Consider the following 24574-nt stretch of genomic DNA (forward strand, 5'->3'; position numbering starts at 1 on the left):
GGTGCTCTCATGTTCAGAAAATGGATCGATCCAAATCAGCTCAAGCCATTTACCCACCTGGCCAAGGGGCTGCTGGCCGGAAGCGTTCTGGCGGCCGGCCTGGGCCTGGCCTCCACTGCCCAGGCTGTAGAGTTGCGATTCGGCCACGGCGGTACCGAGGACACCGCCTATCAGGCAGGTGCGGAGAAGTTCAAGGCGCTGCTCGCCGAAAAGACCGATGGTGATGTCGGCGTCACCATCATGGGCAACTCGGTACTCGGTCACGAAACCGAGATGTTCGAGCAGCAGATGGCCGGCGCGCTGGACCTGTCGATCATCAACCCCGGCTTGATCACCGACTTCTCACACACCGCCAACGTGTTCTCGATCCCCTTCATGTACCGTGACGTCGACCATTGGCGCACCGTGCTTGATGGGGAGGTAGGTCGTGAGATCGCCGACCGTATCGAGGAGGAAACCGACGTCAAGGTGCTGGCCTTCTTCGGGGGCGGCAAGCGCCAGATCGTCAGTACCCGCCCACTCGAGAATCTCGACGACCTCGAAGGCATGAAGCTGCGCACCAATCCCACCGAGCCCTTGATCGTGGCCTGGAAGGCCCTGGGCACCGAGCCGACGGTCATGGCCTGGAAGGAGATCTACACCGGGCTACAGCTCGGTGCCATCGACGGCCTGCTCAACGAAGCCGAGTGGATCGAACGCATGGGCTTTCATGAGGTGGCGCCACACATCGGCCTTTCGGAGCACGACATCACCGTTCGCCTGCTGACCATGTCGCAGATGAGCTGGGACCGGCTCGACGACAGCCAGAAGAAGGCCGTCATGGCCGCCGCGCAGGAAGCGGCCAGCTATGCTCGCCAGGTCCAGCTCGAGCAGGACGCCGAGGCCCTCAAGACCCTCGAGCAGGAAGGTGCAACGCTGTACCCGCTGGATCGCGAACGCATGAAGGAGATCGTTTCCGAGCCGCTGCAGCAGGTCATCGACGACATGGAGCTCAACGAGCTGCATCAGATGATCGTCAACGCCGGTCAGGCGTAACCACGTTGCGGGGCGCGCTTGCGCCCCGCTCCCTTCACTCGCCATGAGGAACGACGCCATGGGTTCCCTGCTTGCCGGCCTTTCCCGGCTCAACCGCGGACTGGAACGCGTGCTCCACCTGGTACTGCTGGCGTTGCTGATGGGCTTCATTGCGCTGATCATCTACCAGATCGTCAGCCGCAACCTGCCACTGCTGCCCCGGCTCTACTGGACCGAGGAATTCAGCCGCTTCGCCTTCCAGTGGCTGATCATGCTGGGTACCGCCATCGGCGTGTACCACGCCGATCACTTCGTGCTCGAGGCCTTCCCACGCGGCTCGCGCCCCGACACTGCCACCCGTCTGTTTCGCGACTTGGCCTGCCTGGCAGTGGGCGTGATCTTCATAGTCTACGGCAAGGACTTTGCGCTTTCCGGCCTGCGCCGCAAGGCCACCGCCTCGAAACTGCCGATGATCTATGTCTACTCGGTGTTCGTCGTTAGTGGCGTGTTCATCGTGCTGTTCAGCCTGGAGCGCCTGCTGCATACCGCCCTGCACGGCATGAAGTCCATGGAATCCGCCCTGAACACCCCCAACGAGTTGGATGAAGTCACCCATATCGACGACGCCCGACTCGACACCATCGAGAGAGGAACGTCGTCATGATGCCGATGGATTGGGTCTTCATTCTGCCGTGGCTGCTGTTCGCCCTGCTCGGTGTGCTGATCGTTGCCGGTGTGCCCATCGCCATGTCGCTGGTACTCACCGCCTTCGGCGTGATCCTGCTCGATCCGCGCCTGACCTTCTGGGTCATGTTCCAGCGCATGTACAACGGCATGGACTCGTTCGTGCTGCTCGCCGTACCGCTGTTTCTGCTGGCCGGCAACCTGATGAACTCGGCGCATATCACCGACCGGCTGATTACGTTGTGCATGCGCCTGGTCGGCCACTTCAAGGGCGCATTGGCCCATGTCAACGTGCTGGTCAGCATGCTGTTCGCCGGGGTCTCGGGCTCATCCACTGCCGACAGCGCCGGGGTTGGAACGGTGCTGATTCCCGCCATGAAGCGCGAGGGCTACCCAGTACGCTTTGCGGTAGCGGTCACTGCCGCCTCGTCGGTGATGGGCATCATCATTCCGCCCTCGATCAACATGATCGTGTGGGGAGCACTGACCAACACTTCGATTGCCGGCCTGTTCCTGGGCGGCATCGTGCCCGGCGTGATGATCGGCGTTGCACAACTGTTGCTCAACTTGATCTACGTACGCCGCTACGACGTGCCGGTGCGCCAGCGCGCCTCATTCTCGCAACTGATGAGTTCGGGCAAGGACGGTCTGCTCGCTGCGGGAATTCCCATCGTCATCATAGGCGGGATCACCCTGGGCCTGGTCACCCCCACCGAAGCCGCGGTGATTGCCGTGCTCTACGCCATGGCACTGGGCTTTTTCGTCTACCGCGAACTGACCGTCAAGCATGTGCTGGACGCCTCGACCAGCACCGTCCGGCTGTGTTCGCTGTCGCTGTTCAGCCTGGTGGGGGCTGCCATTTTCGGTTACCTGATCAGCTTCTACCAGATTCCGCCCAAGCTGATGGCCGGGGTCAATATCACCGACCCCATCGTCTTGCTGGTGATCATGGCCGCAGTGATGCTGCTGGTCGGTACCTTCATGGATTCGCTGCCGGCCATGGCGATTCTGGCCCCGATCTTTCAGCCGCTGGCAATGCAGGCCGGCGTACACCCGGTGCAGTTCGGCGTGATCGGCGTCATGGCGCTGGGTCTGGGTCTGATCACGCCTCCCTATGGCCTGTGCCTGATGATATCGGCCAAGATCGGAGGTATTCCGCTGCTCAAGGCGTTGGCCACGACGCTGCTCTACCTGGCCGTGATGCTGGTAGTCATCGTGCTGCTGATCCTGTTCCCCGAACTGATTCTCTCCGTACCACGCTGGCTGACCCCGGACTTCGTCTGAACCGATGCTGGCATGCCCCGGGCCCCGCGCCCGGGCGCTTCCTTTGAATCGAACTTGCTCTTAGACTTTCGGTCTAGATGTGAGAAGCGCGACGAGATAAGCTACGCTGTTAGTGAACGCTGTTCGTAAAGTCGTGAAATTCACCCTCAATGCTGGGCTTCGCCCGCCGATAACAGAAGAACAAGGCTAGTAAGCTCAAGAAAGACCGTAAGAGGTCACCATGTCACAACCCCTGTGTCTGTTATTCGACTGTGACGGAACACTCGTAGACAGCGAACCCCTGCTCGGCCAGGTCATGGCCGATGTCCTGCCCCGTGCCGGCCTGCCCTTCTCGACCGATCAGTACATGGAAGAGTTTCGTGGCGTACGCTTCATGAACATCGTCGCCGAGCTTGAACGCCGCCATGGCAGCGTCGATGACGATATCCGCTCCGCCGCAGAGACCGAGATGCGCAGCACCTTGGCCGAGCGCATGAAACGCGAGTTGCAGATCATTCCCAACGTTCGCGAGACCCTGGACCTGCTTGCCGATCATCCCCGCTGTGTGGCCTCCAACGGCCCAGAGCACAAGATTCGTACTGCTCTCGATAGCACCGGCTTGCGCCCTTACTTCGAGGATCGGCTGTTCAGTGCCTATACCCTGAACGCTTGGAAGCCCGAACCATTCCTGTTTTTGCACGCCGCTCGCAGCATGGGCTACGAGCCCGAACAGTGCGTGGTGATCGATGACGCCGCCGTGGGTGTCACCGCCGGACTGCGTGCCGGCATGCGCGTGATCCATATCAACCGTTTCGGCGAGTCGACGCCACGGGGCGCGATCCGCATGACCGACATGGCTCAACTGCCGGGCATCATCGCCAGACTCGACCAGCTCGAAGCCGTGGCCGCCAAGTAATGCCAAGCGACGCCTTCGGGCGTCGCTGCCTGTCACCAGCTACGCTATCATCGCGTCGATGAACCGCTAGTGACAGGAGTTGTTATGGCTTCCCTTCAGGACCAGCTGCGCGGCCTGGTCTACTCCACCGAGCATGGCGAGACCTGCCCCAAATGCCGCCAGCCGCTCGCCGAATGCGAATGCAGCGCGCGAGCCGATGCCGAACGCATCGCCAGCCTCGATGGCATTGTACGTATCCGCCGCGAGACCAGCGGACGCAAGGGCAAGGGCGTGACTACCGTCAGCGGCGTGCCAATGGCCGAGCCCGAACTCAAGGCCCTGGCGAAGGAACTCAAGAAGCGCTGCGGCACCGGAGGCGCCGTCAAGGAGGGCGTGATCGAGATCCAGGGCGACCATCGCCAGGTACTCAAGGCCGAACTCGAAACCCGTGGCTACACGGTGAAGCTCGCCGGCGGCTGAGCCCACGCATGACCGGCACGCTACCCGGCGAAACCTCAGGAGCCCAAGACATGCCTTTTCGTGTTCGTAACGCCTGGCTGCTCACGCTGGCTGTTGTCCTGGCAGTCATTCTCAGTGCTTGCGCGAGTGGCCCACGCCTTGCAACGCTCGACGCCCAGGTGGTTTCGGATTCCCTCCTGACGTTGCCACCCGATGCCGAACTCAGCGTACAACTGGAAAACGCAAGCCAGGTCGGGGCCAACCTGGTGGCCGAAGCCAACTACGTACGCCTCGGTGACGGTCCCATTCCGGTCATCCTGCGCTACGATGCCGAGGCCATAGACCAAGGCAATATCTATTTACTGCGTGCCGACATCCGTAGCGGTGGGCGCCTGCTCTATACCACGCCCGAGCCTGTGCCCGTGCTGACCGGCGATGCGCCGGACAGCGACATATCCATCGCCATCGAACGGGTCGACCGTTAGCGGCTTAACTTGTCAGACAGCCCGAATCTGGCCACGCTTGTGTACGTTATTCATCGACGTCATGGAGCGAGACAAGACATGCAGACCCTGGAAATAGCGAATACCGGCATCAACACTTCACGCATCGGATTGGGCACGTGGGCCATGGGCGGACGCCAATGGGGAGGCACCGACGATGCCCAGGCCATTCGCACCATTCATGCCGCGCTGGATCGTGGCATTACGCTGATCGACACGGCACCGGCCTATGGCTTCGGCCATGCCGAGGAAGTCGTCGGCAAGGCGCTTGCCGAGTCCGGCCAGCGTGACAAGGTGGTTATCGCCACCAAGGCCGCACTGGAATGGGGTGAAGGCATTGCAGCCGTGGTACGCAATGCCACCCAGGCCCGGATCGAGCAAGAGGTCGAGGATTCGCTACGCCGGCTGGGCGTCGAGGCCATCGATCTCTATCAGGTACACTGGCCCGATCCCAAGACGCCGATGGAAGAGACCGCCCGCACCATGGATCGGCTATACCGCGACGGCAAGATCCGCGCCATCGGGGTCAGCAACTTCTCTCCCGAGCAGTGCGATGCCTTTCGGGAAGTCGCCCCGCTGCATACCGTCCAGCCTCCCCTGAACCTGTTCGAGCGCGAGGCAGAACGCGACATCATTCCCTATGCCAAGCGCCAGGGGCTGACCATGCTGACCTACGGGGCGCTGTGTCGCGGACTGCTGTCGGGCAAGATGCACCGCGATTCCGCCTTCAATGGAGACGACCTGCGCAACAACGATCCCAAGTTTCAGCAACCGCGTTTCGATCAATACCTGGCTGCGGTCGATGCCCTGGATCGCTTCGCCCAGGAGCGTCATGGCAAGCGTGTACTGGAACTGGCGGTACGCTGGCTGCTCGACCGCCACGACAACGGCATTGCCCTGTGGGGCGCACGCCGCCCGGATCAGGTCGATCCCGTGTCAGGCATTGCCGACTGGCAATTGAGCGCCGAGGATGTCAGCGAGATCGAGCGCATCGTCGACGAGCACGTCACGGACCCGGTCGGCCCCGAGTTCATGGCACCGCCAACCCGCGACGTCTGATACCGCGCTCTGAAACGCAAACGCCCGGCCAGTCAGTGGCCGGGCGTTTTTGACTGGAGGCCGCTCAGAGCGTGGTTTCAATGCCGATAGCGACATGAGTCGGGAAAACGTGAATCACAGTGGCATCATAGCCGCATCATCAACTGCTCGAGCGTCTCACCCACCGAAGCCTCGACCTTGAGATCGTACAGTTCGTCCGCCCGGGTGCGCCCCAGGTTCAGACAGGCGATGGGCTTGCCGTCGTGGGCTGCCTGGCGGGCGAAGCGGTACCCTGAATAGACCATCAGCGATGAGCCGACGACCAGTAGCGCATCGGCGGCATCGAGCGCTGCGAACGCCGCCTCGACGCGATCGCGCGGCACGCTGTCGCCGAAGAACACCACGTCCGGCTTGAGCACACCGGTACCGCAACGCGTGCAGTCGAGCACTCTGAATGTCGAGAAATCCAGGCCATCGAGGTCAGCATCGCCATCGGGGCCGACGGCAGCATCGAGACCGAGCCAGGCGGGATTGCTGGCGGCCAGCTCGGCATGTACGTGGTAACGCATACGCTGACTGCCGCAGCCCATGCAGCGCACCATCTCGGCACGCCCGTGAAGGTCGATCACCCGGCGCGAGCCCGCACGCTGATGCAGGCCATCGACGTTCTGGGTGACCAGTGCCGTGACATGCCCCAACGCTTCCAGGCGTGCCAGGGCATGGTGGGCCGGTCCAGGCCGGGCTTCTTCGATGGCCCGAAACCCCACCAGGCTGCGCGCCCAGTAACGCTGACGTGTGGCCAGGCTTCCCATGAATGCCTGATGCTGCACCGGCGGTTTACGCTTCCACTCGCCACGAGTGTCGCGATAATCGGGAATGCCGCATTCGGTACTCACCCCGGCCCCGGTCAGCACCATCAGGCGGGGATACTGCTGGAGAAAATCGTGCAGCGCCTGGCTACCGGCGCCCGGCAAGGCGATGGGGGCACCCTGCGGCGAGGAATCGTTGGTCGAGAGCATGCTGATCTTATCGGCTGAATCACGGTATGAGCGCAGCGTGCGCTCGAGGTCTTGAGACCACAATAACCTAGAGTAGTTTGCCGTCGTCGTTACGCATGGCCCCTGCCCGTGCGCTTGGCTAGAATGAGCGTTCGATTCACCTCGGGCAAGGATACGCGATGGCCTGGCTGGAATACCTGTTACCGCTGATCTTCCTGGCCCCGCTCGGGGCCGGCACGGTCGTCGTGCTGGTCCTGCGCAACCTGCATGATGCCCGGGTGCGCTCGCCGTTCGATGCCCACCTGCTGCGCGAGCCGGGCCAGGCGTTGCGCAACCGGCTCGACCGCGCCTTCGCCCGCCTGTTCCTCAATGGCGCCCTGGGGCCAATCGCCGTGCTCACGCCCATGGTCTACGGCATGGGCCGCATGCTGTTCGCCCCACACCAGAACTGGCTGGAGTGGATGCTCTATGGCCTGCTGACTACCGTATTGGCCCTGCTGTTCAGTTTCCTGCTGATGCGCGACTATCAGCACATCCGGCGTATCAAGCTCGGCCTGGCCTGCGAACTGGCCGTCGGGCAGGAACTCGAGCGCCTGATCCGCCCCGAAGCCCATCCCTACTTCGTCTTTCATGACATTCCCAGCGATACCTTCACCATCGACCACGTCGCGCTGACGCCACACGGCGTCTTCGTGATCGAAACCCGGGCGCGCACCCATCCGCTCAGCCCCAGCGGCGAGCCCCAAAGCACGGTGGCGGTGGAAAGCGAACGCCTGCGTTTCCCCGGCTGGAGCGAGCGCCAACCACTGCGCAAGACGCGCCAGGCGGCCTGCTGGATGCAACATTGGCTGGCTCGCGAGTGCGGCGTTGACGTCCCGGTGCGCGGCGTCCTTGTTTTACCGGGTTGGCAGATCGACAACGAGCATTCGCCTGCCGATCTGGTCGTGGTCAGCGGTGAAGGCTTGGCCAAGCTGCTGGCCGAAGCGCGCCTGGGCCAGCTCAGCGACACCATCCACGACCGTATCGCTCGTGCATTGGAGCGCCGGGGAGCGCTGTTGGACAATCGCCGCCTCGAGCGCCCCTCCATCTAGTGACTCAACGCCGAAATGCCGACCCGGGGCGCGCAACGCCCGCGCCGCAGGGGCACCAGGCTTGACGACTGAGGAAAGTCGTCGAGTCGCTCGGCATCGATACCGATGCGCACTTCGGTCAGCACACGATTGCCTCGGCCATTGCATTGCAGGCTCAAGGCCCGCCCGGTGCCCTCACCGAATGCCGCCTCGAAAGCCTGGATCAAGGCGTTGCGCGGCACCTCGCTACCACGGTGGATCATCACGTAGTCGACGAAAGCGCTGGCATTGACGAGTTCGAGCAGATCGAGCGCCTTGTCGAAATAGGCCTCGGCGGGCAGCGACAGGCAAGCAGCATGCTTGGCGTACTCGTAACGGTCCAGGCAACTGGCACGCCCCGGCATGGCGCGGTCGAGTGCATCATCGAGCGAATCCTCGAAATCGAACGGGGCATGGGCGCGGCAGAAACCGCCATCGGCGCGCGGCCGTTCGAGAAAACAGCCCTTTTCCCACCAGCGCTGGCGGGTCACTCCGTCGTCGGCAAAGCGCTCGGGCAGCGACGGCCACAAGCCATGCAGCACGAAGCCATCGTCCGCACCCGCCTGTAGCGATGGCTCGCGGCATTCCCGTGGCGGGTTACCCTGGGTCTGGCAGAAGCCGGGATGCCAGGTCAGCGCCAATGTATAGTGCGCGACCCCCTCGGCCGCGAGTGTTGTCTCGTCAGCCGTCACCGGGCCGCTCAGCAAGCTCCATAGCACGAGCCCCACGCCGCCCAAGCCGTATTTCCAACGCATCATTTCAGGTTGCTCCTCGTTGTTACCGCCTGGCCTTCGTGCCGCGATAACCCTCGAAAAAAGTCGACTCTTCGAGACTTGTCGCCGGCGCGGCGCTCGCTATAATCCGCCGCGTCGTAGCTATCAGGAGACGGCGCTTTCGCCACCCGCTGCCGATGAATATCGTCTCATTCGATGCATTTCGCACCCTGGGCCTGCCCAGCGTCCGCTATATCAAGCCCGAGCGCATGTACGAGCATCTCGACGATATCCAACGCGCCGACTGGGTGCTGTTTCCTGAATACTGGCAGATCCACACGTTGGTCTATGCGCTCAAGAAACGCATCTTCCCCAGCCTGGCCAGCTACCACCTGGGCCATGACAAGGTCGAGCAGACCCGCGCTTTCCTGGCGCTATGCCCGGAACATGTTCCGCCGACGCAGATCCGCGCCAGCACGCCGGAAAACATCGCCGATATCGACAGACGTTTCGCCTATCCGATGATCGCCAAGCGCATCAAGAGCTCGATGGGCGACGGCGTATCGCTGATCGAGAATCGTGCCCAGCTCGCACGCCACGCCGAGGCGGAGCCGGTACTCTACGTCCAGGAGCGCCTGCCCATCGACCGCGACCTGCGCATCGTGCTGGTCGGTGACGAGGTACTCACCGCCTACTGGCGCGTCACGCCGCTGGGCGGCTATCGCTCCAATGTCAGCCAGGGCGGCCAGGTGGACTACGACGCCATTCCCGACGAGGCTATCGCGCTGGCACGGCGCCTGGCCAGGGGGCTTGGAGTCAACCATGCCGGCTTCGACATCGCCATGGCCTGGGGCCACCCTTTCGTCTTCGAGTTCAACCGCCTGTTCGGCAACCAGGGCATTCCCGACAGCGCCCGGCGACTGGGCCAGGCCATACTGCGTACCCTGCAGCGCGAGGACGACATGGGCCCCGGCAGCCGCCCGCCGTTCGGCCTGACCGGCTAGTCAAGACTTTCAGCCCTAGTCGCCCTTGAGCCGCCCGCCCATCTCCTGGGCCAGATCCACCGCGTAGTGATCGGTCATACCGCCGATGAAATCGAGCATGCGCCGGTATGGCGCAAGAGGAATAGTCTGTTTTAATCAATAATCCTTGCGTTCGTGAGGATTACTTGGCCAGTCGGAAAATTTTGGTGTTATCCTCACGTTCTTAAGGATTTCTAGCCTTCCAAAATGCCAGGATGCCTATATCCTCAAGTACGTGAGGTTTCGCATGGAATACGTGATCGACTCTCCCAAAACCCTTGGCAAACTCATTCGTGCCAGCCGCAAGGCGATGATGCTTCGTCAGGATGATGCCGCCGGAAGCATCGGAGTCAGCGAAAACTTCCTCGGCAAGGTGGAAAGCGGCAGCGACACCGTACAGTGGGGCAAACTATTTCAGGTCATGACCGAATTAGGCCTGACGATGAGTGTGGATGTGCCGGATGATTTTGCCGAGCGCACGGAAATGTACCTGAAATCGCTTCGTGACAAAGAACAACGCCTACCCCGTTCGCGCACCACGCGTGAGGCTGAGTGATGACTCGGCATCTCAATGTATGGATTAACGACACGCAGGTCGGCGTACTGATCGATAGAAATGGAATATGGTCTTTTACCTACAGCGAGGCATGGGTAAAACACCCCGAAGCCTACCCGTTGTGCCCTAACCTGCCATTACAGGTCGATACTCACTTGGATGGCTCCACGCATCGCCCGGTGCAGTGGTACTTCGACAATCTGTTACCAGAAGAGGGCCAGCGTGTTCTCCTGGCCCAAGCGGCGCGCTTGGGAGGAGCCGATGCATTCGGACTGCTCAGTCATTATGGTGCCGAGTCGGCTGGCTCTCTCACGCTTCTCCCGCCAGGGGCTACCCCTGCCCCTGGGTCATGTATCGACTTATCCGAGCAGGAACTGTCACAGCGTATCCGAGAAATGCCTAGCATTCCCCTCGCCGAACAGTCGGCGAAGCGCATGTCGTTGGCGGGTGCCCAACACAAGGTAGCCGTTATCTTCGCAGATGGAGCGTTGCGCGAGCCTGTCGGTAGCCTGCCTTCCACCCATATTCTCAAGCCCGATCACCCTGGCGACGCCTGGCCACATTCGGTAATCAACGAATGGTTCATCATGACCCTGGCAGGACGGGTTGGCCTTCCCGTACCAACGGTGCATCGGCGCTACCTGCCCGAGCCGGTGTACCTGATCGAGCGTTTCGATCGCCGACATGACGGTAACGGTTGGCAGAGAATGCACTGCATCGACGCCTGCCAACTGTTCGGGATTGATCGGGCTTACAAGTATGCCGAAGGAAGTGTAGGACGGCTGGCCGAGCTGAGTCGGCACTGCCTACCCTCCGCCAAGGCGCGCTTATTGCTGTTCCAATGGTTGGTATTTAATGTCCTGGTGGGCAACGAAGATGCACACTTGAAGAATCTTAGCGTCCTGCCCCATGGAAGTACCTTCAGACTGGCGCCTTTCTATGATCTCTTGTGTACCGCCGTCTACGGGACACGTGCATACGGCCAAGACAGATGGCCTGACTTGGCAAGTCTGGCTTGGCCCGTGCAAGGAACGCAGCGCCTGAACGAGATCGATAAACTGACTCTCATTGCTGCTGGCGAGTCCTTGGGCATCAAGGCGGCTACCGCCCGCAACGCCATAAACGCCTTGGTCTCTTCCGTACCTCAGCAAGCACGGTTACTGCTGGACGAGACGACCCAGGAAAATACCTCGCTTGGTCAGGCCTCGTCCGATCTTCAGGCCACCTTGGCGGGCGAATCGCGTCTGTTGCGGGCCATTGTGAATATCGTTATTAACGAAATGGCCAACCAACTGACAAAGGCTTGACCAGCCAAGCTAGTCGCCCTTGAGCCGCCCGCCCATCTCCTGGGCCAGATCCACCGCGTAGTGATCGGTCATACCGCCGATGAAATCGAGCATGCGCCGGTAACTGTCGTAGAGATTCCAGGAGGGGCGCGGCGTATTCTCGCCGATCAGCGCCAGCACACGTTGATGCTTGAACGACGAGCTGCCGTGGTAATGCAGTTCGTGGGCCGCGCCGATAAAGGCTTCGAGCAGGATCCCCAGCGTGGTGTAGGCGCCGATTTCCAGCTTGGCCTTGCGCTCGTTCTGAAAGATACGCTCGCGAGCCAGTTGCTTGGCGGCCTTCACGCCCCAGCCCAGATCGGGATGGCAGAGCTCCAGCAAATCTTCCTGCAACGCGCCGTTGAGCAGTTCATGCTCATGCTGGACGAACACCGCACCGGCCTCATTGACTGCGCGCTCCATCGCCGCACCGCGCAGCGCCGCAATGCGCCGCCGCTGGGATACGCCGTCCTGTACCATGCGGGCGTATTCCACAGGCTCGCCCCCGGCGATCTGGATCAGCACTTCCGCCACTTCGTCGTAGCGCAGGATGTCCATCTCCAGGCCATCCTCCAGATCCAGCAGCGCATAACAGATATCGTCAGCGGCCTCGACCAGGTACGCCAAGGGATGGCGGCACCATGCCGACTCCCCGCGTGAGCACATGCCCAGCCGCTCGGTGACTTCGGCAAGCATGTGCTTTTCCGACTGATAGGCACCGAACTTGCCCATCGTGCCGCCGTGTTCGACGGTCCACGGGTATTTCAGCATCGTGCCCAGCGTGGCGTAGGTCAGGCGCATGCCGCCACGGAACTGGTTGTATTCGATCTGCGTGACGATGCGAAAGCCTTGGGCGTTGCCTTCATAAGTGAGCAGGTCGGCGCGCTGGGTATCGGTCAGTCCCTCCAGCAACCCGCTGCCGTCCTTCTCGGCACGCTTGAACCAGTCGCGGATCGCGTACTCCCCGGCATGGCCGAATGGCGGGTTGCCGATGTCGTGGCCCAGGCACGCCGCCTGGATGATCACCCCCAGGTCGGCCGGGGTAATCCACGCCGGCATCCGCTCGCGCAGCCCTTCGCCGACGATCATTCCCAGGCTGCGACCCACGCAGCCCACCTCCAGCGAATGGGTCAACCGGGTGTGGATATGATCGTTGTCAGTCAGCGGGTGGACCTGGGTCTTGCGGCCCAACCGCCGGAACGAGCCGGCAAACACGATGCGGTCGTGGTCCTTGTGAAACGGGCTGCGCCCGATTTCATCCCGCGAGCCGCGGGGTTTGTCGTTGAGGCGATGCGGGTCGAGCAAGCGCTCCCAGTGCATCTGCGTCATGGAGCATCCTCGGTCGAGGCGCGAAAGCGCATTGGCGAATGATGGGGTAGTTTACGCCAAGCCATGGCGATCCCGGGAAGGATAGGCTAGCAGCTGTGTATTAATTTTAACTAATCTAATGAGACTGTTGCGACTCGATAGGCCATGAGCCTCGTGAAAGCGCGACAGGCACAGACGCATCAGAAACTTTTAATATAATCCTCTAAAAGAATGCTAATCAGCATCGCTTTACAAAGAGCATGAAAAACACTGTTCATTCATAAACAGTGTCCGTCTCTTTTATACAAGTCACCTTGACTCACGCGGCATTCAAAATACTTACATGTCAGCCAACATAACCACACATCATTTTTCATGAAATCATGTGGCGACAATTTGCCGGCATTAAACAAGCACACTACTCTCCTCCCTGTAAGCTAATTTTATACTTATTAGCCAATAGCTACCGCCGCATGTTGAATTCAGGCCGGCGTGGCAAACACTTATCACGCTATGGATATATAAAAACGACTCGACCTGAATTCAGCGATATGCCAATAAGGGAGATGTTATGAAGGATCATAAGCTATTAGGTAAGCTGGGCTTGCCTCTTGCCACGATTGGCGCAGCCAGCACTTTTCTTCTCATTTCTGCCGCGCAAGCGCAATCGGATATGGCCAGCCGGGCCCAGGCCGAATTTCAGGAACTGGACCAGAACACCGACCAGTTGTTGCAGTGGAATGAGCTCAGCCCGCGACTCGAAACCGCTCAGATACAGCAAGGCCGCGAGGAGATCTTGGGCCGGTACGATCAAGACAACGATCAGGCCTTGAATCAGGAAGAGTACCAGCGTCTGCTGGTATTCATGGTCGAACAAGAGCGTGCCGGCGGCGGAAATGTGGTTGTTCAGGCGCAACAGCCTCGTGTGGCCGTGGATACCGACCCGCCCAGGGTAAACGTCGATCCCGCCGAGCCACAGGTCTCCGTGCAGCAGGTCTCGCCCAAGGTGAGCGTCGAACCCGCCGATCCCAACGTCACGGTCGACCAGAAGCGGCCAAAGGTGATCATCAGGCAGCCGCGCCCAGAAGTGACGGTGAATATTCCCAAACCGGAAGTCGAGGTGATCCTGCGCGACCCCAATGTCGACGTCGAAACGGGCCGGCCCGATGTCTCGGTCGAGCTACAGGAGCCTCAAGTCAACGTCTCCCAAGGGCGCCCCGACGTGTCCGTCCAGCGCTCCGAGCCGGAAGTGGCAGTCAAACCGGCAAAGCCCCGCGTAGTGGTGGATGAAGAAGGGAAAGCCCGTGTCGCCGTGCAGGACGAGGGGCAAGCCCAGGTGCAGGTAGAGCAGGCCCAGGCCGACGTTCAGGTCGCTGATAGCGGCAATCCTGACGTCGAGATCGAATCCGCAGAAGGTGCCAAGGTTCGTATTACCAAAGCTCAGCAACAAGCCTTGGATAATCTGGAAGTCGCCGCTGTCCTGGATACGCTGGTCTTGAACCAGGAAGGCAACGAACTTGGTTCCGTGGCGCAGATCGTCATAGACAAGAATTCGAACATGCCTGCCCTGGTGGCCGAGTCAAACAACAAGCGAGTAGCCGTTCCGCTTAATGAAGTCCGGGTTAATTCTGACGGACAGCTCGTTTGGGTAACAAGCCAGACGCTGGATCAAATGTCCGCTTATCAGGCGCAAAACTATACCGAAGTGTCACCGCAGCAATACGACACGCTTGGCCAGTTGAGGACCGCTCAGCAATAACGTCAATCGTGATAAGTGCTCCCCTTCCTAGTTATCGAGACGGAAGGCTCTGAAGGGGAGCCAGTAAGTCGCTTTAATGAATCACATATTCCATGTTCGTGGAAGCCAGCTGTTAGCGGCCAGGGCGGCATCGCCCAGTCGCGTCTAACGGAGTTAGCGGACAGCAAAAAAGGGAGACATCATGACGGATCATAAGCTGGCAAGAAAACTACGAATCGCGACGCTGGGGGCAGCTAGCGCTCTGCTACTGGCGCCATTGGCAAATGCCCAGTCGGAAGACACGGACCAAGCCCAGGTGTCGGTAGAATCTTCAGAACCGCAAGTGTCGGTCAAACAGGCCGAACCTGAAGTGACCGTCGATGACTCCGCAGAGCCCAACGTCAACGTCACCAACGACCAGGATGACGCTGAAGTCGTCGTGGAGCGGCCAGAGCCTGAGGTGAAGGTCAACATGCCGGAGCCGGAGGTCAAGGTTATTCAGGCTGAATCCGCGAAAGGCAGCGATGCCGCCCAGCCTGATACCGAGGCTCAGGACGCTCAGCCAGAACAGACCCAACCCAGCGCTCAAACAGCGCAAGAGCAACAGGCACAATCTGGCACCCAAGCGGATCAGCAGGAGTCACCCACCCAAGAAACGGCTGGCCAGGAAACCACTCAGCCTGCCGAACCGCCAGAGCAAAGCCCGTTGGACAAGATGCGAGTAGCCGACCTTGAAGGCCAGACCATCTACGGGACAGGCGGCGAAGAACTAGGCGACATTGATAACGTGGTGATGGCCAATGATGGCAGCAACGCAGGCGTTGTCATCAGCATGGGCGGCTTCTGGGGACTGTTTGAAGATCAGGTCCTGATACCCTTCAACCAGTTGCAACTCAACGACGACCAGCTCGTCTGGCAAACCGACAAATCGACAGAGGAAATGGAGGAGACAGGCTACGACGAGCAGAACTATACCGAGGTCTCTCCCGAGGAGTATGAACACGTGGGAGATTTAAGGGACGCGTAAGTTGGGCGGACTCAATCCCAGGCCATGCCTACCCTACCGCATACTGGGTTGCCATGGCCTTTTCCACCGGCCACCTCACCGCTGAAGGTCTGGCTGTCATCATGATGATGTGAGCTACCCGTTCAAGCCTGGCCATCGCAAGGTAGGCCGGCCAACCTTGCGTTAACCTTGGCTAATTGAGCCTCAATTAATGTAAGAAATAGTAGACATTTACATGTAGGTGATAACCGCTCTCATCTGTCATCCTGACACAAACCTGCATGTAGACTAAAAATTTTCCTTTTGCAAATCATCTAGATAAAAAGCGCAAATCATAAAAAGCGCTCTTTTTTCTTACGCCTAGCCTTTCCCCCACGGACTTTTCCTGCCCCCTCTGGCAATGGTACTTATGCGCGCCCCGGACACGGACGCACTCGCTTCCGCTTCCTTATCGACCACCGCATGCCTCGCCTTCGCAAAGGAGTATCAGATGGCAAGAGAAGGAACCGTTGCGCCCAAAGAGCGCATCAACATCAAGTACGTCCCTGCGACTGGTGATCAGCAGGCGGAAGCTGAGTTGCCGCTAAAGCTGTTGGTCGTCGGCGACTTCAAGGGGAACAGCGAGGACACGTCCATTGAAGAGCGCGAGGCCGTGTCCATCGACAAGAACAATTTCTCAGCAGTCATGCGCGAAGCCGGTATCGGCATGCAGGCCAGCGTACCCAATCGGCTTGGTGATGATGACACGACGGACGATCTCACCGTCAACCTGGCCCTCGGCTCGCTGAGCGACTTCGAGCCCGACAGCGTAGCACGCCAGGTACCTGAGCTACGCAAGCTGGTCGAATTGCGCGAAGCCCTGGTCGCGCTAAAAGGCCCGCTAGGCAATGTGCCGGCATTCCGTGAACGTCTTCAGCAACTGTTGGGAGACGAAAATGCGCGAAGCCAGTTGCTCGCCGAACTCGATCTGCTCGATGCAGCCGATCGCCCTTCCTGACTTTCGTTTTACGCAATCGAACGAGACATAGCGCATGACCGACACGGCACAGCAGCAACCCGGCACCCGCGAGAGCGTAGCAGACGTTTCTCTGCTCGATCAGGTAATGGCCCAGACTCGCCTGGCTCCCGTGGACGAAGGCTATGACGTTGCCCGCCAAGGCGTGGCGGCCTTCATCGCCGAACTGTTGAAGGGCGACGACACCTCCACACAGGTCAACAAATCCGTGGTCGATCGCATGATCGTCGAACTCGACCGCAAGATCGGCGCGCAGGTCGACGAGATCCTGCATGACGAGAATTTTCAAAAGCTGGAGTCTTCCTGGCGTGGGCTGAAGCTGCTGGTCGACCGCACCGACTTCAAGGAGAACATCAAGCTCGACCTGCTGCATGCTACCAAGGAAGAACTCCTGGAAGACTTCGAGTTCGCGCCGGAAATCAGCCAGAGCGGCCTGTACAAGCATGTCTATGCTGCGGGTTACGGGCAATTCGGGGGTGAGCCGGTAGGCGCCATTATCGGCAACTACGATTTCTCCCCTTCGACCCCGGATATGAAGCTGCTGCAATACACCGCCTCGGTCGGCGCCATGGCGCATGCTCCGTTCCTGTCCTCGGTGGCCCCCTCGTTTTTCGGCATCGACAGCTTTCAGGAACTGCCCAACATCAAGGATGTAAAGTCCATTTTCGAGGGTCCGAAATATACCCGCTGGCGTAGCCTGCGAGAATCGGAGGATGCCCGTTATCTGGGGCTGACTGCACCGCGCTTTTTGCTGCGCATGCCTTACGATCCGGTCGAGAACCCGGTCAAGTCATTCAACTATCGCGAAAACGTCAGCGAAAACCACGAGCACTACCTGTGGGGCAACACGGCGTATCTGCTCGCCGAACGCTTGACCGACAGTTTCGCCAAGTGTCGCTGGTGCCCCAACATCATTGGCCCCCAAAGCGGCGGCGCGGTGGACAATCTTCCGGTTCACCTCTACGAATCTTTGGGCCAGCTGCAAGCCAAGATTCCTACCGAAGTGCTGATTACGGACCGTCGCGAGTTCGAGATCGCCGAAGAAGGCTTCATCTCGCTGACCATGCGCAAAGGCAGCGACAACGCAGCATTCTTCTCAGCCAATTCAGTGCAGAAACCCAAGAAGTTCCCCAATACGCCGGAAGGGCGTAACGCCGAGACCAACTTCAAACTCGGCACCCAATTGCCCTACATGTTCATCATCAACCGTCTGGCGCACTACATCAAAGTACTACAGCGCGAACAGATCGGGTCCTGGAAGGAGCGCCAGGATCTGGAGCGCGAGCTCAACACCTGGATACGCCAGTACGTTGCCGACCAGGAGAACCCCCCCGCGGACGTTCGCAGTCGCCGCCCGCTGCGCGCTGCCTCGATCCAGGTTTCCGATGTCGAAGGCGATCCAGGCTGGTATCAGGTCTCGATGGCTGTCCGTCCGCATTTCAAGTACATGGGAGCCAACTTCGAACTGTCACTAGTCGGCAGGCTCGACAAGGAATGATCGGGTTGACTCGGAATGCGTGACAGCAACGTGATTCATGGAAACCGCCTTTTCGAACGCCTGGCCCAGCCCGCCGTGACAACGCTGTCCGCTGGGCAGGCCATGGCCCTGGCGGAGACGGTGGAGTCGATAAAACGCCATCTTGTCGACCTGCTCAACAGCCACCCGGGACACAGTGAGTGCGTTCCGGAGCTGGGCCTGCTCGATTTCAACGATGCCACCATTGGCGTACTTGATCTGGAGCTCAACATTCAGCGAGCGATTCGTCACTGCATCGAGCGTTACGAGCCCCGGGTTCTCCGGGTCTCGGTCGAGTCGCTACCCAATGGCAACGACCCGCTGCAGTTGCGCTTCCAAGTTCACGCCACGTTGGCGCTGGGCCGTGAGCAGACCGAAACCACCATAGACCTTCTACTCAACGACAAGCGCTATCAGTGCCTGAACTGAATCGCCTTTGCCAGGATACAGCAGTGAATCGAGTCATGACCGAACCGAGGGCAACATGCTGAATCGCTACTATCGCGAGGAGCTCAACTTCCTGAAACTCCAGGGACGTGAGTTCGCCGCCGGCAATCCTGGCCTCAGCCGGTTTCTATCAGAGCGCAGTACCGACCCTGATGTCGAGCGGCTGCTTGAAGGCTTCGCTTTCCTGACCGGTCGCCTGCGCGAAAAGGTCGAGGACGAATTTCCCGAACTCACCCACTCGCTCATCGCCATGCTGTGGCCCAACTATCTACGTCCGGTGCCCAGCATGACCATCCTGCAATTCACGCCGAAATGGCACGCACTCAGCGAGACCCAGTACATCCCTCGGGGTACCTCGGTCCAGAGCATCCCTGTCGAGGGCACGCAGTGCCGGTTCCGGACCAGCCATGGACTGGCACTGCATCCCCTCGAACATGCCGGCATCGAGTCGCAGCATTCGCGTGACGCCTCGGTCATTGAACTGGCCTTGAACGTGCACAGCGACCAGCCTCTGAACAGCCTCGGTATCGATGGTCTTCGCCTGCACCTGGGAGGCGACGACTACACTGCGCGCACGCTTTATCTCTGGCTGAGTCATCATCTTCGTCGGCTCGAACTTGAGGTCGATGGGGAGCGGCGTGCTCTCTCACGGGATAGCCTTCGCCCGGTCGGCTTCGCTCCCGAACAGAGCCTGCTGCCCTACCCCCGCAACGCCTATCAGGGCTACCGAATACTGCAGGAGTATCTCTGCTTTCCGAGGGCCTTCCACTTCTTTGACGTGATGGAGCTTGGTCGTCAACTGCCCGCCCGGCCAGGACAGCGCCTTATCCTGCGTTTCGTGCTCTCACGCACACTGCCCAGTGATATTCGTGTACGCGATGAGCATGTAGTCCTGCATTGCACACCGGCCATCAACTTGTTCCAGCACGATGCAGACCCCATCGACTATACCGGGGAGCGCAGCGAGTACCGGATTCGCCCGGACAGTCGCCAGCCATCGCACCATGAAGTATTCAGTGTCGACCATGTGACCGGTTGGCTCGAGCAGCCGACAGGTAAACAACGCGGCGAGCTGCGGCGTTACGTCCCCTTCGAGAGTTTCGAGCATCAGATCGAGCGGGGTCGCGACCGCATTGCACTCTATTATCGGTTACGTACACGCCATAGCCTGCGCGGCGATGGCTTCGATCATGACATCGCCTTCGTCCGTGGTGACGAGCAGGCCTGCCTCGGCGCGCGTGAAGCCGTTTCCCTGTCATTGACGTGTTCCAACCGCGACCTTCCGGAGCGTTTGGCTGTTGGCGATATTTGTCAGCCCCGTGAAGACACCCCGGCCTTTGCTGACGTCACCAACCTCACCCGTCCAACCCCGGCATTGCGCCCAGCCCTGGACGGCAGTCTGCTATGGACGCTGATATCGAATCTGTCACTCAACTACCTGTCGCTGCTTGATCGTGATGCCCTATGTGCCGTGCTGCGAGCCTACGACTTTCGTGCCTTGCTCGATCGTCAGTCAGAGCGTGTCGCCCAGCGTCGCCTCGAGGGTATTCTGGCCATCGACACCCAGCCCATCGATCGGCTCCATCGGGGACTGCCCGTACGCGGCCTCCGCTCGGTGATGACTCTCGATCCCGATGCCTTCGGTGACGAGGGCGCGCTGTATCTCTTCGGCAGCGTGCTGGCACGCTTCTTTTCGCTCTATGCCAGCATCAATTCCTTCCATGAGCTGGAAATCATCAACCAATCCAACCGCGAGCGTTACACATGGACCTCTCAGCCGGGCCAGCAGCCTCTGATGTAACGCTCGCGCCCCTGCTGGACGGGGCCCGGCGTTACGATTTCTACCAGTTGGTCGATCTGATCCATCGCCATTACGGTGACGACGTCGAATGTCCCGCCGATGCCGAACGTATCCGTTTCCGTGTCAGTGCCTCACTTGGTTTTCCGGGATCGGATGTCGTTTCTTTGGAGGCACCGCGTCCCGCAACTTACGAACTCCAGGTGAGCTTTCTGGGACTGCAGGGCGCCCAGTCGCCCCTGCCCGGCTATTACCTGGAGACCCTCGCCCATGCAGCAGCCCATCGCGAGGGCACCGCCGGCGACTTTCTGGATTTCTTTCACCATCGTCTGCTGACTCTGCTCTATCGCAGTTGGCGCAAATACCGTCATTACGTGCGCCATCAGGATGGAGCCAATGACGGGTTTTCCGCTGCCGTATTTGCCTTGGTAGGGCTGGCTGACAGTGGGCTTCGCGGCGAGACCGCCATCAACTGGAGCAAGATGCTCGCCTATGCCGGACTGCTGGCAGGTCGCTCGCGCTCCTCTCAGGTGGTCACCAGCATCATCGCCCATTGCTTCGACCTCGAGACGGTAACTCTCCGCGAATGGGTCATGCGCTGGGTTGAGATACCCAATGATCAGCGTAGCTGCTGCGGACTGGGCAACATGACGCTAGGTAGTGACATCGTCATCGGTGAGCGTGTCGCCGATCTCGGCAGCAAGTTCGTCCTGCACGTCGGCGGGCTCACCCTGGCGAGATTCCGGGACTTTCTACCCGATGGAATCGAACACGCCCCGTTACGCACGCTGGTCGACTTCGTTCTTCGCGAACCGCTGGCTTATGACCTCGAACTCGAGCTCATGGCCAGTGAGGTCAACCCCATGCGCCTTGGCGAGGCCAACAGTTGCCAGTTGGGCTGGACCACCTTTGTCAATCCCGGCGAGGCACCCTGCCATCGCCAGGTCACTATTCCCATGACTCGCTGATTCTTGCAGGACAATGCCATGCCACCAACGACTCCTGTCTCCGCCCTCACCATGGTCGTCACCAATAGCGAGCGTCTCGAGGGCCGCTCGACCGGCAGCCATGTCTTCCATAGCGAGGGAGGCACACTTGGCAGCGGCCAAGGCGATCATTGGCTACTGCAGGACAGCCATGGCCAGATACGCCCGGCTCACGCCGAAATTCGCCTGTTCGATGGCCGCTTCTGCCTGATCGACCGCAGCGGCCATACTTTCATCAACCACGCCACGCTACCCATCGGTCGTGATCGTCAGGTTGCCCTGCGCGATGGCGATGAACTCAGCATCGGCGAGTACCGGGTACGTATCCATTACGGTGACCGGCAGACCGATCCTTCCAGGCAAGCACTCGATGCGCTGGTACAGCTGAAGACGCCATTGCTCGAGGACGTGTCTCCCACCGGCCGGATGACACCGCCACGCCCTGATCATGATCCCCTCACAGCATTGGGCGAGGCCACACCCGGGGCTGTACAGCAGGACCCGATCACAGCACTCGATAACTGCGAATTCACTTCAAATCAGAAGGCTACCTCGCTCATCGACATGGCACCGAGCGAGACGCTCACCAGTACTACCGGTCAGCAAATCAAGTTCCCTTCATCACCGGGACGCCCCCACGAGGAGAATGACATGGACCCAAGCCTGCTGGACGACCTGGAGCGCTCCGTCGGTGAACAACTGGAAGACCGCTGGCAGACCGCATCGCGGCCAGCGACAACTCATGCCGGAACTGCACCGCTGTTGCGTGGCCTGGGCTGTGACTTGCCCATGCGCGACAGCGAGGCACAGCAAGCCTTTCTGGAAGAAGCCGGCCGCACCCTACGTGCCACGCTGGAGGGCCTCCTGCAACTGCACCAAGAACAGAGTCAGGGCCGCTACCCACTACGCGATCGTCGCCTGCAGCCCATCGAGGACAACCCACTTCGCCTGGACCAGAACTATACCGACACCGTCGGCACCCTGTTCTCGAACCAACGAAGCCCCGTCCACCTGGCCCCGCCTGCGGCCGTGGGCGAATGCCTGGCGCATCAGCGCCAGCACCAAGTCGCCATCGAAGACGCTATCGGTCAGGCACTGTCGGCGATTCTCGACGCGTTCGCCCCAGAGACGATGCTCAAGCGCTTCCACGCCTATCGCCGCAATGATCACTGCCCCGAAGACGAAAGCGGCTGGGCCTGGAACATGTATCACCACTATTACCGCGAGCTGAACTCGGACCGCCAGCGTGGTTTCGAGAAGCTGTTCTGGGAAGTCTTCGAGCAGGCCTATGACGGCTCGATCCGTCGCCAGCAGCGGGAGGGCGCATGACCCGTCTGCTTATGGCGCTTGCGCTGGCTGCTGTGCTTTCCGGCTGCGCCTCGGCCTATCAGGCTGTCACCAAGTCGGCCCAGGTGATATGGGACCCGTCCATCCCGGTCGGTTATCCCGAAGACCGCCCCAGCCAGGTCGATCTGGCCATGGTCGCCGAGCCTGACGTCAACCCCAATTACAGCGGCATCGGAACACCATTGGCCTTTCAGATCCTGCAACTCAAGGATGACTCGATACTTATGGCGGCCGACTTTGCCGAGCTGGAGGCCGACCTGGAGCAAGCCCTGGGGACCAATTACCTGGGCCATGACGACTTCACGCTGCTGCCCGGCCAATTCAAGTTCTATGCGCCGTTCGAGATCGATGAAGATACCCGCTACATCGGCATCATTGCGCTATATGCCCGTCCCGACATGGCGCAATGGAAGAAGGTCGTGCGTGTGGATGCGCGTGGCCATGACTACCACCTGCTCGTGCATCTGCGCGATCACGACGTGGAATTGAGGAAGGAAAACTGATGGCCAGTCGCAACCGGGTCGTATGGAGCGAAGGGCTGTTCATCAAACCGCAGCACTTCCAGCAGCAGCAACGTAGCCTCGAGGGACTCCTCGACATGCGCTTGCAGGGTGTCGGTGGCCACCTTTACGGCTTCCTCACGCTTGAACTCAATGCCGAGTACCTCGGCTTCGGCCGAGTCGCGCTGACACAAGCCAGTGGCGTGATGCCAGATGGGACGGCTTTTCAGTTACCCGAGCACGATGTCGAGCCGCCGGCACTGGAACTCGAGGCCGGCCTAGTCAATCAGATCGTCTACCTTGGCCTGCCCCTGACCAGCGAGGCCGTCAGCGAAGTCAGCTGGCCGGAAGACGGCCTGCCGTCCCGCTATCGTGTTACGCACCGGGACGTGAGGGACCTGCATTCCAGCGAAGGCAGCGTGGCTTCACTCGACCTGGCCAGCGTCACGCCCCGGCTGCTGCTCGAGCGAGACGACCGCAGCGGCTATACCTGTCTCGCGGTGGCACGCATCGTCGAGCGGCGCCCCGATGGCAGCCTTGTTCTGGACGAGCAATTCCTGCCGACATTGCTCAACGTACCGGCAGCCCCTTCGCTGCAACGCTTTGTCGGTGAAATCACCGGCCTGATGCGTGAGCGCGCCCGCAACATTGCCCATCGCCTGGCCACCCCGCATCAGTCCGGGGTCGCCGATGTCTCGGATTTCATGTTGCTTCAGTTGCTTAACCGCGCCCACCCGCACTTTCAGCACCTGTCCCGGCAAGGCCGACTACACCCTGAACGTCTGTTTACGGCCATGCTCGAGCTCAGTAGCGAGCTACTCACCTTCACCGATGAGTCACGGCTAGCGCCGGAGTTTCCGGCCTATGACCACGAACGTCCCTATCAGTCATTTCGTCCCTTGATGCGGAGCCTGCGCCAATCACTGTCGACGGTGCTCGAGCCCCGCGCCATGGCCATCCAGCTTCAGGAGCGTCGTTACGGTCTGCGAGTCGCGCCCCTGTCGGACACGGGTTTGCTCGACAGTGCCAATTTCATCCTGGCTGTACACGCCGACATGCCACCGGAGACGCTGCGCCAGCGTTTCATCCAGCAAACCAAGATTGCCAGCGTCGAACGTATCCGCGACCTGATCAGCCTGCAATTGCCGGGTATTCCACTGACGCCGCTGCCCGTCGCACCACGGCAACTGCCTTATCACGCCGGCTACCTGTACTTCCAGCTGGATAGCCAGAGCCAGGCCTGGCGCATGCTCGAGGGTGCAAGTGGCTTCGCGTTCCATGTTGCCGGTGAGTTCCCCGGCCTGGAAATGCAGTTCTGGGCGATCAGGAGTTGA

Annotated in this window: 24 protein-coding genes; 21 read left to right on the forward strand and 3 right to left on the reverse strand. The window is 60.4% G+C overall.

Annotated features, from left to right (window positions below; genetic code table 11):
- Positions 1 to 9 precede the first annotated feature (9 nt).
- The 7 genes from BM194_RS17460 to BM194_RS17490 all read left to right on the forward strand — a co-directional run bounded on the left by BM194_RS17460 (position 10) and on the right by BM194_RS17490 (position 5877).
- Complete coding sequence (locus tag BM194_RS17460) at positions 10 to 1035, forward strand: TRAP transporter substrate-binding protein (protein WP_092849491.1); 1026 nt, start codon at positions 10 to 12, stop codon at positions 1033 to 1035.
- Between the two features lie 58 nt (positions 1036 to 1093).
- Positions 1094 to 1678: a TRAP transporter small permease gene (locus tag BM194_RS17465; protein WP_092849493.1), complete on the forward strand. Its 585-nt coding sequence runs from the start codon at positions 1094 to 1096 to the stop codon at positions 1676 to 1678.
- Positions 1675 to 2982: a TRAP transporter large permease gene (locus BM194_RS17470; RefSeq protein ID WP_092849495.1), complete on the forward strand. Its 1308-nt coding sequence runs from the start codon at positions 1675 to 1677 to the stop codon at positions 2980 to 2982. The genes BM194_RS17465 and BM194_RS17470 overlap by 4 nt, the downstream gene beginning before the upstream one ends.
- 220 nt (positions 2983 to 3202) lie before the next feature.
- Positions 3203 to 3877, forward strand: coding sequence for an HAD family hydrolase (locus BM194_RS17475; RefSeq protein ID WP_092849497.1), 675 nt, complete (start codon positions 3203 to 3205; stop codon positions 3875 to 3877).
- An 84-nt stretch (positions 3878 to 3961) separates the two neighbouring features.
- A complete protein-coding gene (locus BM194_RS17480) occupies positions 3962 to 4336 on the forward strand; it encodes a translation initiation factor Sui1 (protein WP_092849499.1) in 375 nt (124 codons plus the stop codon).
- A gap of 50 nt (positions 4337 to 4386) precedes the next feature.
- Entirely contained in the window at positions 4387 to 4800 is a 414-nt protein-coding gene (locus BM194_RS17485) for a YbaY family lipoprotein (RefSeq protein ID WP_177223459.1), read from the forward strand.
- A gap of 78 nt (positions 4801 to 4878) precedes the next feature.
- On the forward strand, positions 4879 to 5877 hold the full coding sequence (locus tag BM194_RS17490; RefSeq protein WP_092849503.1) for an aldo/keto reductase: 999 nt from the start codon (positions 4879 to 4881) through the stop codon (positions 5875 to 5877).
- Positions 5878 to 6002: 125 nt separating this feature from the next.
- Here the strand turns inward: BM194_RS17490 and BM194_RS17495 are convergent, their stop codons facing one another.
- The gene (locus BM194_RS17495) at positions 6003 to 6875 is read right to left on the reverse strand and encodes an NAD-dependent protein deacetylase (protein WP_177223460.1); all 873 of its coding nucleotides are present in this window, start codon (positions 6873 to 6875) and stop codon (positions 6003 to 6005) included.
- Positions 6876 to 7033: 158 nt separating this feature from the next.
- Between BM194_RS17495 and BM194_RS17500 the strand changes: the two genes are divergently transcribed.
- On the forward strand, positions 7034 to 7945 hold the full coding sequence (locus BM194_RS17500; protein ID WP_092849505.1) for a nuclease-related domain-containing protein: 912 nt from the start codon (positions 7034 to 7036) through the stop codon (positions 7943 to 7945).
- Here BM194_RS17500 and BM194_RS17505 read toward each other — a convergent pair.
- Positions 7942 to 8721 (reverse strand): ribonuclease T2 family protein, encoded by a 780-nt coding sequence (locus BM194_RS17505; protein WP_092849507.1) that lies wholly within the window; start codon positions 8719 to 8721, stop codon positions 7942 to 7944. The genes BM194_RS17500 and BM194_RS17505 overlap by 4 nt on opposite strands.
- A 152-nt stretch (positions 8722 to 8873) precedes the next feature.
- Between BM194_RS17505 and BM194_RS17510 the strand changes: the two genes are divergently transcribed.
- The 3 genes from BM194_RS17510 to BM194_RS17520 all read left to right on the forward strand — a co-directional run bounded on the left by BM194_RS17510 (position 8874) and on the right by BM194_RS17520 (position 11561).
- A complete protein-coding gene (locus tag BM194_RS17510; RefSeq protein WP_092849509.1) occupies positions 8874 to 9680 on the forward strand; it encodes an ATP-grasp domain-containing protein in 807 nt (268 codons plus the stop codon).
- A gap of 265 nt (positions 9681 to 9945) precedes the next feature.
- A complete protein-coding gene (locus BM194_RS17515) occupies positions 9946 to 10254 on the forward strand; it encodes a helix-turn-helix domain-containing protein (protein WP_092849511.1) in 309 nt (102 codons plus the stop codon).
- On the forward strand, positions 10254 to 11561 hold the full coding sequence (locus BM194_RS17520; protein ID WP_092849513.1) for a HipA domain-containing protein: 1308 nt from the start codon (positions 10254 to 10256) through the stop codon (positions 11559 to 11561). The genes BM194_RS17515 and BM194_RS17520 overlap by 1 nt, the downstream gene beginning before the upstream one ends.
- A 9-nt stretch (positions 11562 to 11570) precedes the next feature.
- Here the strand turns inward: BM194_RS17520 and BM194_RS17525 are convergent, their stop codons facing one another.
- Entirely contained in the window at positions 11571 to 12908 is a 1338-nt protein-coding gene (locus tag BM194_RS17525; RefSeq protein ID WP_092849515.1) for a deoxyguanosinetriphosphate triphosphohydrolase, read from the reverse strand.
- Positions 12909 to 13458: 550 nt separating this feature from the next.
- Here BM194_RS17525 and BM194_RS17530 point away from each other — a divergent pair.
- From BM194_RS17530 to tssK, 10 genes are all read left to right on the forward strand, one after another.
- A complete protein-coding gene (locus tag BM194_RS17530) occupies positions 13459 to 14646 on the forward strand; it encodes a hypothetical protein (protein WP_092849517.1) in 1188 nt (395 codons plus the stop codon).
- Between the two features lie 181 nt (positions 14647 to 14827).
- On the forward strand, positions 14828 to 15652 hold the full coding sequence (locus BM194_RS17535) for a PRC-barrel domain-containing protein (RefSeq protein WP_092849519.1): 825 nt from the start codon (positions 14828 to 14830) through the stop codon (positions 15650 to 15652).
- Between the two features lie 469 nt (positions 15653 to 16121).
- The gene (gene tssB, locus BM194_RS17540; protein ID WP_092849521.1) at positions 16122 to 16628 is read left to right on the forward strand and encodes a type VI secretion system contractile sheath small subunit; all 507 of its coding nucleotides are present in this window, start codon (positions 16122 to 16124) and stop codon (positions 16626 to 16628) included.
- A gap of 34 nt (positions 16629 to 16662) precedes the next feature.
- On the forward strand, positions 16663 to 18144 hold the full coding sequence (gene tssC, locus BM194_RS17545) for a type VI secretion system contractile sheath large subunit (protein WP_092849523.1): 1482 nt from the start codon (positions 16663 to 16665) through the stop codon (positions 18142 to 18144).
- A gap of 15 nt (positions 18145 to 18159) precedes the next feature.
- Positions 18160 to 18591 (forward strand): type VI secretion system baseplate subunit TssE, encoded by a 432-nt coding sequence (gene tssE / locus BM194_RS17550; protein WP_092849524.1) that lies wholly within the window; start codon positions 18160 to 18162, stop codon positions 18589 to 18591.
- Positions 18592 to 18646: 55 nt separating this feature from the next.
- Positions 18647 to 20410 carry a type VI secretion system baseplate subunit TssF gene (gene tssF, locus BM194_RS17555; RefSeq protein WP_092849526.1) on the forward strand — a complete coding sequence of 588 codons (1764 nt, stop codon included), beginning with the start codon at positions 18647 to 18649 and terminating at the stop codon, positions 20408 to 20410.
- Positions 20374 to 21375: a type VI secretion system baseplate subunit TssG gene (gene tssG, locus BM194_RS17560; protein ID WP_092849578.1), complete on the forward strand. Its 1002-nt coding sequence runs from the start codon at positions 20374 to 20376 to the stop codon at positions 21373 to 21375. The genes tssF and tssG overlap by 37 nt, the downstream gene beginning before the upstream one ends.
- An 18-nt stretch (positions 21376 to 21393) precedes the next feature.
- Positions 21394 to 22722 carry a type VI secretion system-associated FHA domain protein TagH gene (tagH, locus tag BM194_RS17565; RefSeq protein WP_092849528.1) on the forward strand — a complete coding sequence of 443 codons (1329 nt, stop codon included), beginning with the start codon at positions 21394 to 21396 and terminating at the stop codon, positions 22720 to 22722.
- Positions 22719 to 23243: a type VI secretion system lipoprotein TssJ gene (gene tssJ / locus BM194_RS17570; protein WP_092849530.1), complete on the forward strand. Its 525-nt coding sequence runs from the start codon at positions 22719 to 22721 to the stop codon at positions 23241 to 23243. Before tagH ends, tssJ begins: the two co-directional genes overlap by 4 nt.
- Positions 23243 to 24574, forward strand: coding sequence for a type VI secretion system baseplate subunit TssK (gene tssK, locus BM194_RS17575; protein ID WP_092849532.1), 1332 nt, complete (start codon positions 23243 to 23245; stop codon positions 24572 to 24574). The genes tssJ and tssK overlap by 1 nt, the downstream gene beginning before the upstream one ends.

It is taken from the genome of Modicisalibacter xianhensis, assembly GCF_900113605.1.
In the GTDB taxonomy this organism is placed as follows: domain Bacteria; phylum Pseudomonadota; class Gammaproteobacteria; order Pseudomonadales; family Halomonadaceae; genus Modicisalibacter; species Modicisalibacter xianhensis.

Bases quoted from the DNA above. Each gene is read 5' to 3' on its own strand.
- BM194_RS17500 (WP_092849505.1), top strand. From the start codon at position 7,034: ATGGCCTGGCTGGAATACCTGTTACCGCTGATCTTCCTGGCCCCGCTC.
- BM194_RS17530 (WP_092849517.1), top strand. From the start codon at position 13,459: ATGAAGGATCATAAGCTATTAGGTAAGCTGGGCTTGCCTCTTGCCACG.
- BM194_RS17515 (WP_092849511.1), top strand. From the start codon at position 9,946: ATGGAATACGTGATCGACTCTCCCAAAACCCTTGGCAAACTCATTCGT.
- tssE (WP_092849524.1), top strand. From the start codon at position 18,160: ATGCGTGACAGCAACGTGATTCATGGAAACCGCCTTTTCGAACGCCTG.
- BM194_RS17460 (WP_092849491.1), top strand. From the start codon at position 10: ATGTTCAGAAAATGGATCGATCCAAATCAGCTCAAGCCATTTACCCAC.
- BM194_RS17505 (WP_092849507.1), bottom strand. From the start codon at position 8,721: ATGATGCGTTGGAAATACGGCTTGGGCGGCGTGGGGCTCGTGCTATGG.
- tssF (WP_092849526.1), top strand. From the start codon at position 18,647: ATGCTGAATCGCTACTATCGCGAGGAGCTCAACTTCCTGAAACTCCAG.
- tssC (WP_092849523.1), top strand. From the start codon at position 16,663: ATGACCGACACGGCACAGCAGCAACCCGGCACCCGCGAGAGCGTAGCA.
- BM194_RS17535 (WP_092849519.1), top strand. From the start codon at position 14,828: ATGACGGATCATAAGCTGGCAAGAAAACTACGAATCGCGACGCTGGGG.
- tssG (WP_092849578.1), top strand. From the start codon at position 20,374: ATGGACCTCTCAGCCGGGCCAGCAGCCTCTGATGTAACGCTCGCGCCC.
- tssB (WP_092849521.1), top strand. From the start codon at position 16,122: ATGGCAAGAGAAGGAACCGTTGCGCCCAAAGAGCGCATCAACATCAAG.
- tssK (WP_092849532.1), top strand. From the start codon at position 23,243: ATGGCCAGTCGCAACCGGGTCGTATGGAGCGAAGGGCTGTTCATCAAA.
- tagH (WP_092849528.1), top strand. From the start codon at position 21,394: ATGCCACCAACGACTCCTGTCTCCGCCCTCACCATGGTCGTCACCAAT.
- tssJ (WP_092849530.1), top strand. From the start codon at position 22,719: ATGACCCGTCTGCTTATGGCGCTTGCGCTGGCTGCTGTGCTTTCCGGC.
- BM194_RS17510 (WP_092849509.1), top strand. From the start codon at position 8,874: ATGAATATCGTCTCATTCGATGCATTTCGCACCCTGGGCCTGCCCAGC.
- BM194_RS17480 (WP_092849499.1), top strand. From the start codon at position 3,962: ATGGCTTCCCTTCAGGACCAGCTGCGCGGCCTGGTCTACTCCACCGAG.
- BM194_RS17465 (WP_092849493.1), top strand. From the start codon at position 1,094: ATGGGTTCCCTGCTTGCCGGCCTTTCCCGGCTCAACCGCGGACTGGAA.
- BM194_RS17475 (WP_092849497.1), top strand. From the start codon at position 3,203: ATGTCACAACCCCTGTGTCTGTTATTCGACTGTGACGGAACACTCGTA.
- BM194_RS17495 (WP_177223460.1), bottom strand. From the start codon at position 6,875: ATGCTCTCGACCAACGATTCCTCGCCGCAGGGTGCCCCCATCGCCTTG.
- BM194_RS17520 (WP_092849513.1), top strand. From the start codon at position 10,254: ATGACTCGGCATCTCAATGTATGGATTAACGACACGCAGGTCGGCGTA.
- BM194_RS17490 (WP_092849503.1), top strand. From the start codon at position 4,879: ATGCAGACCCTGGAAATAGCGAATACCGGCATCAACACTTCACGCATC.
- BM194_RS17470 (WP_092849495.1), top strand. From the start codon at position 1,675: ATGATGCCGATGGATTGGGTCTTCATTCTGCCGTGGCTGCTGTTCGCC.
- BM194_RS17525 (WP_092849515.1), bottom strand. From the start codon at position 12,908: ATGACGCAGATGCACTGGGAGCGCTTGCTCGACCCGCATCGCCTCAAC.
- BM194_RS17485 (WP_177223459.1), top strand. From the start codon at position 4,387: ATGCCTTTTCGTGTTCGTAACGCCTGGCTGCTCACGCTGGCTGTTGTC.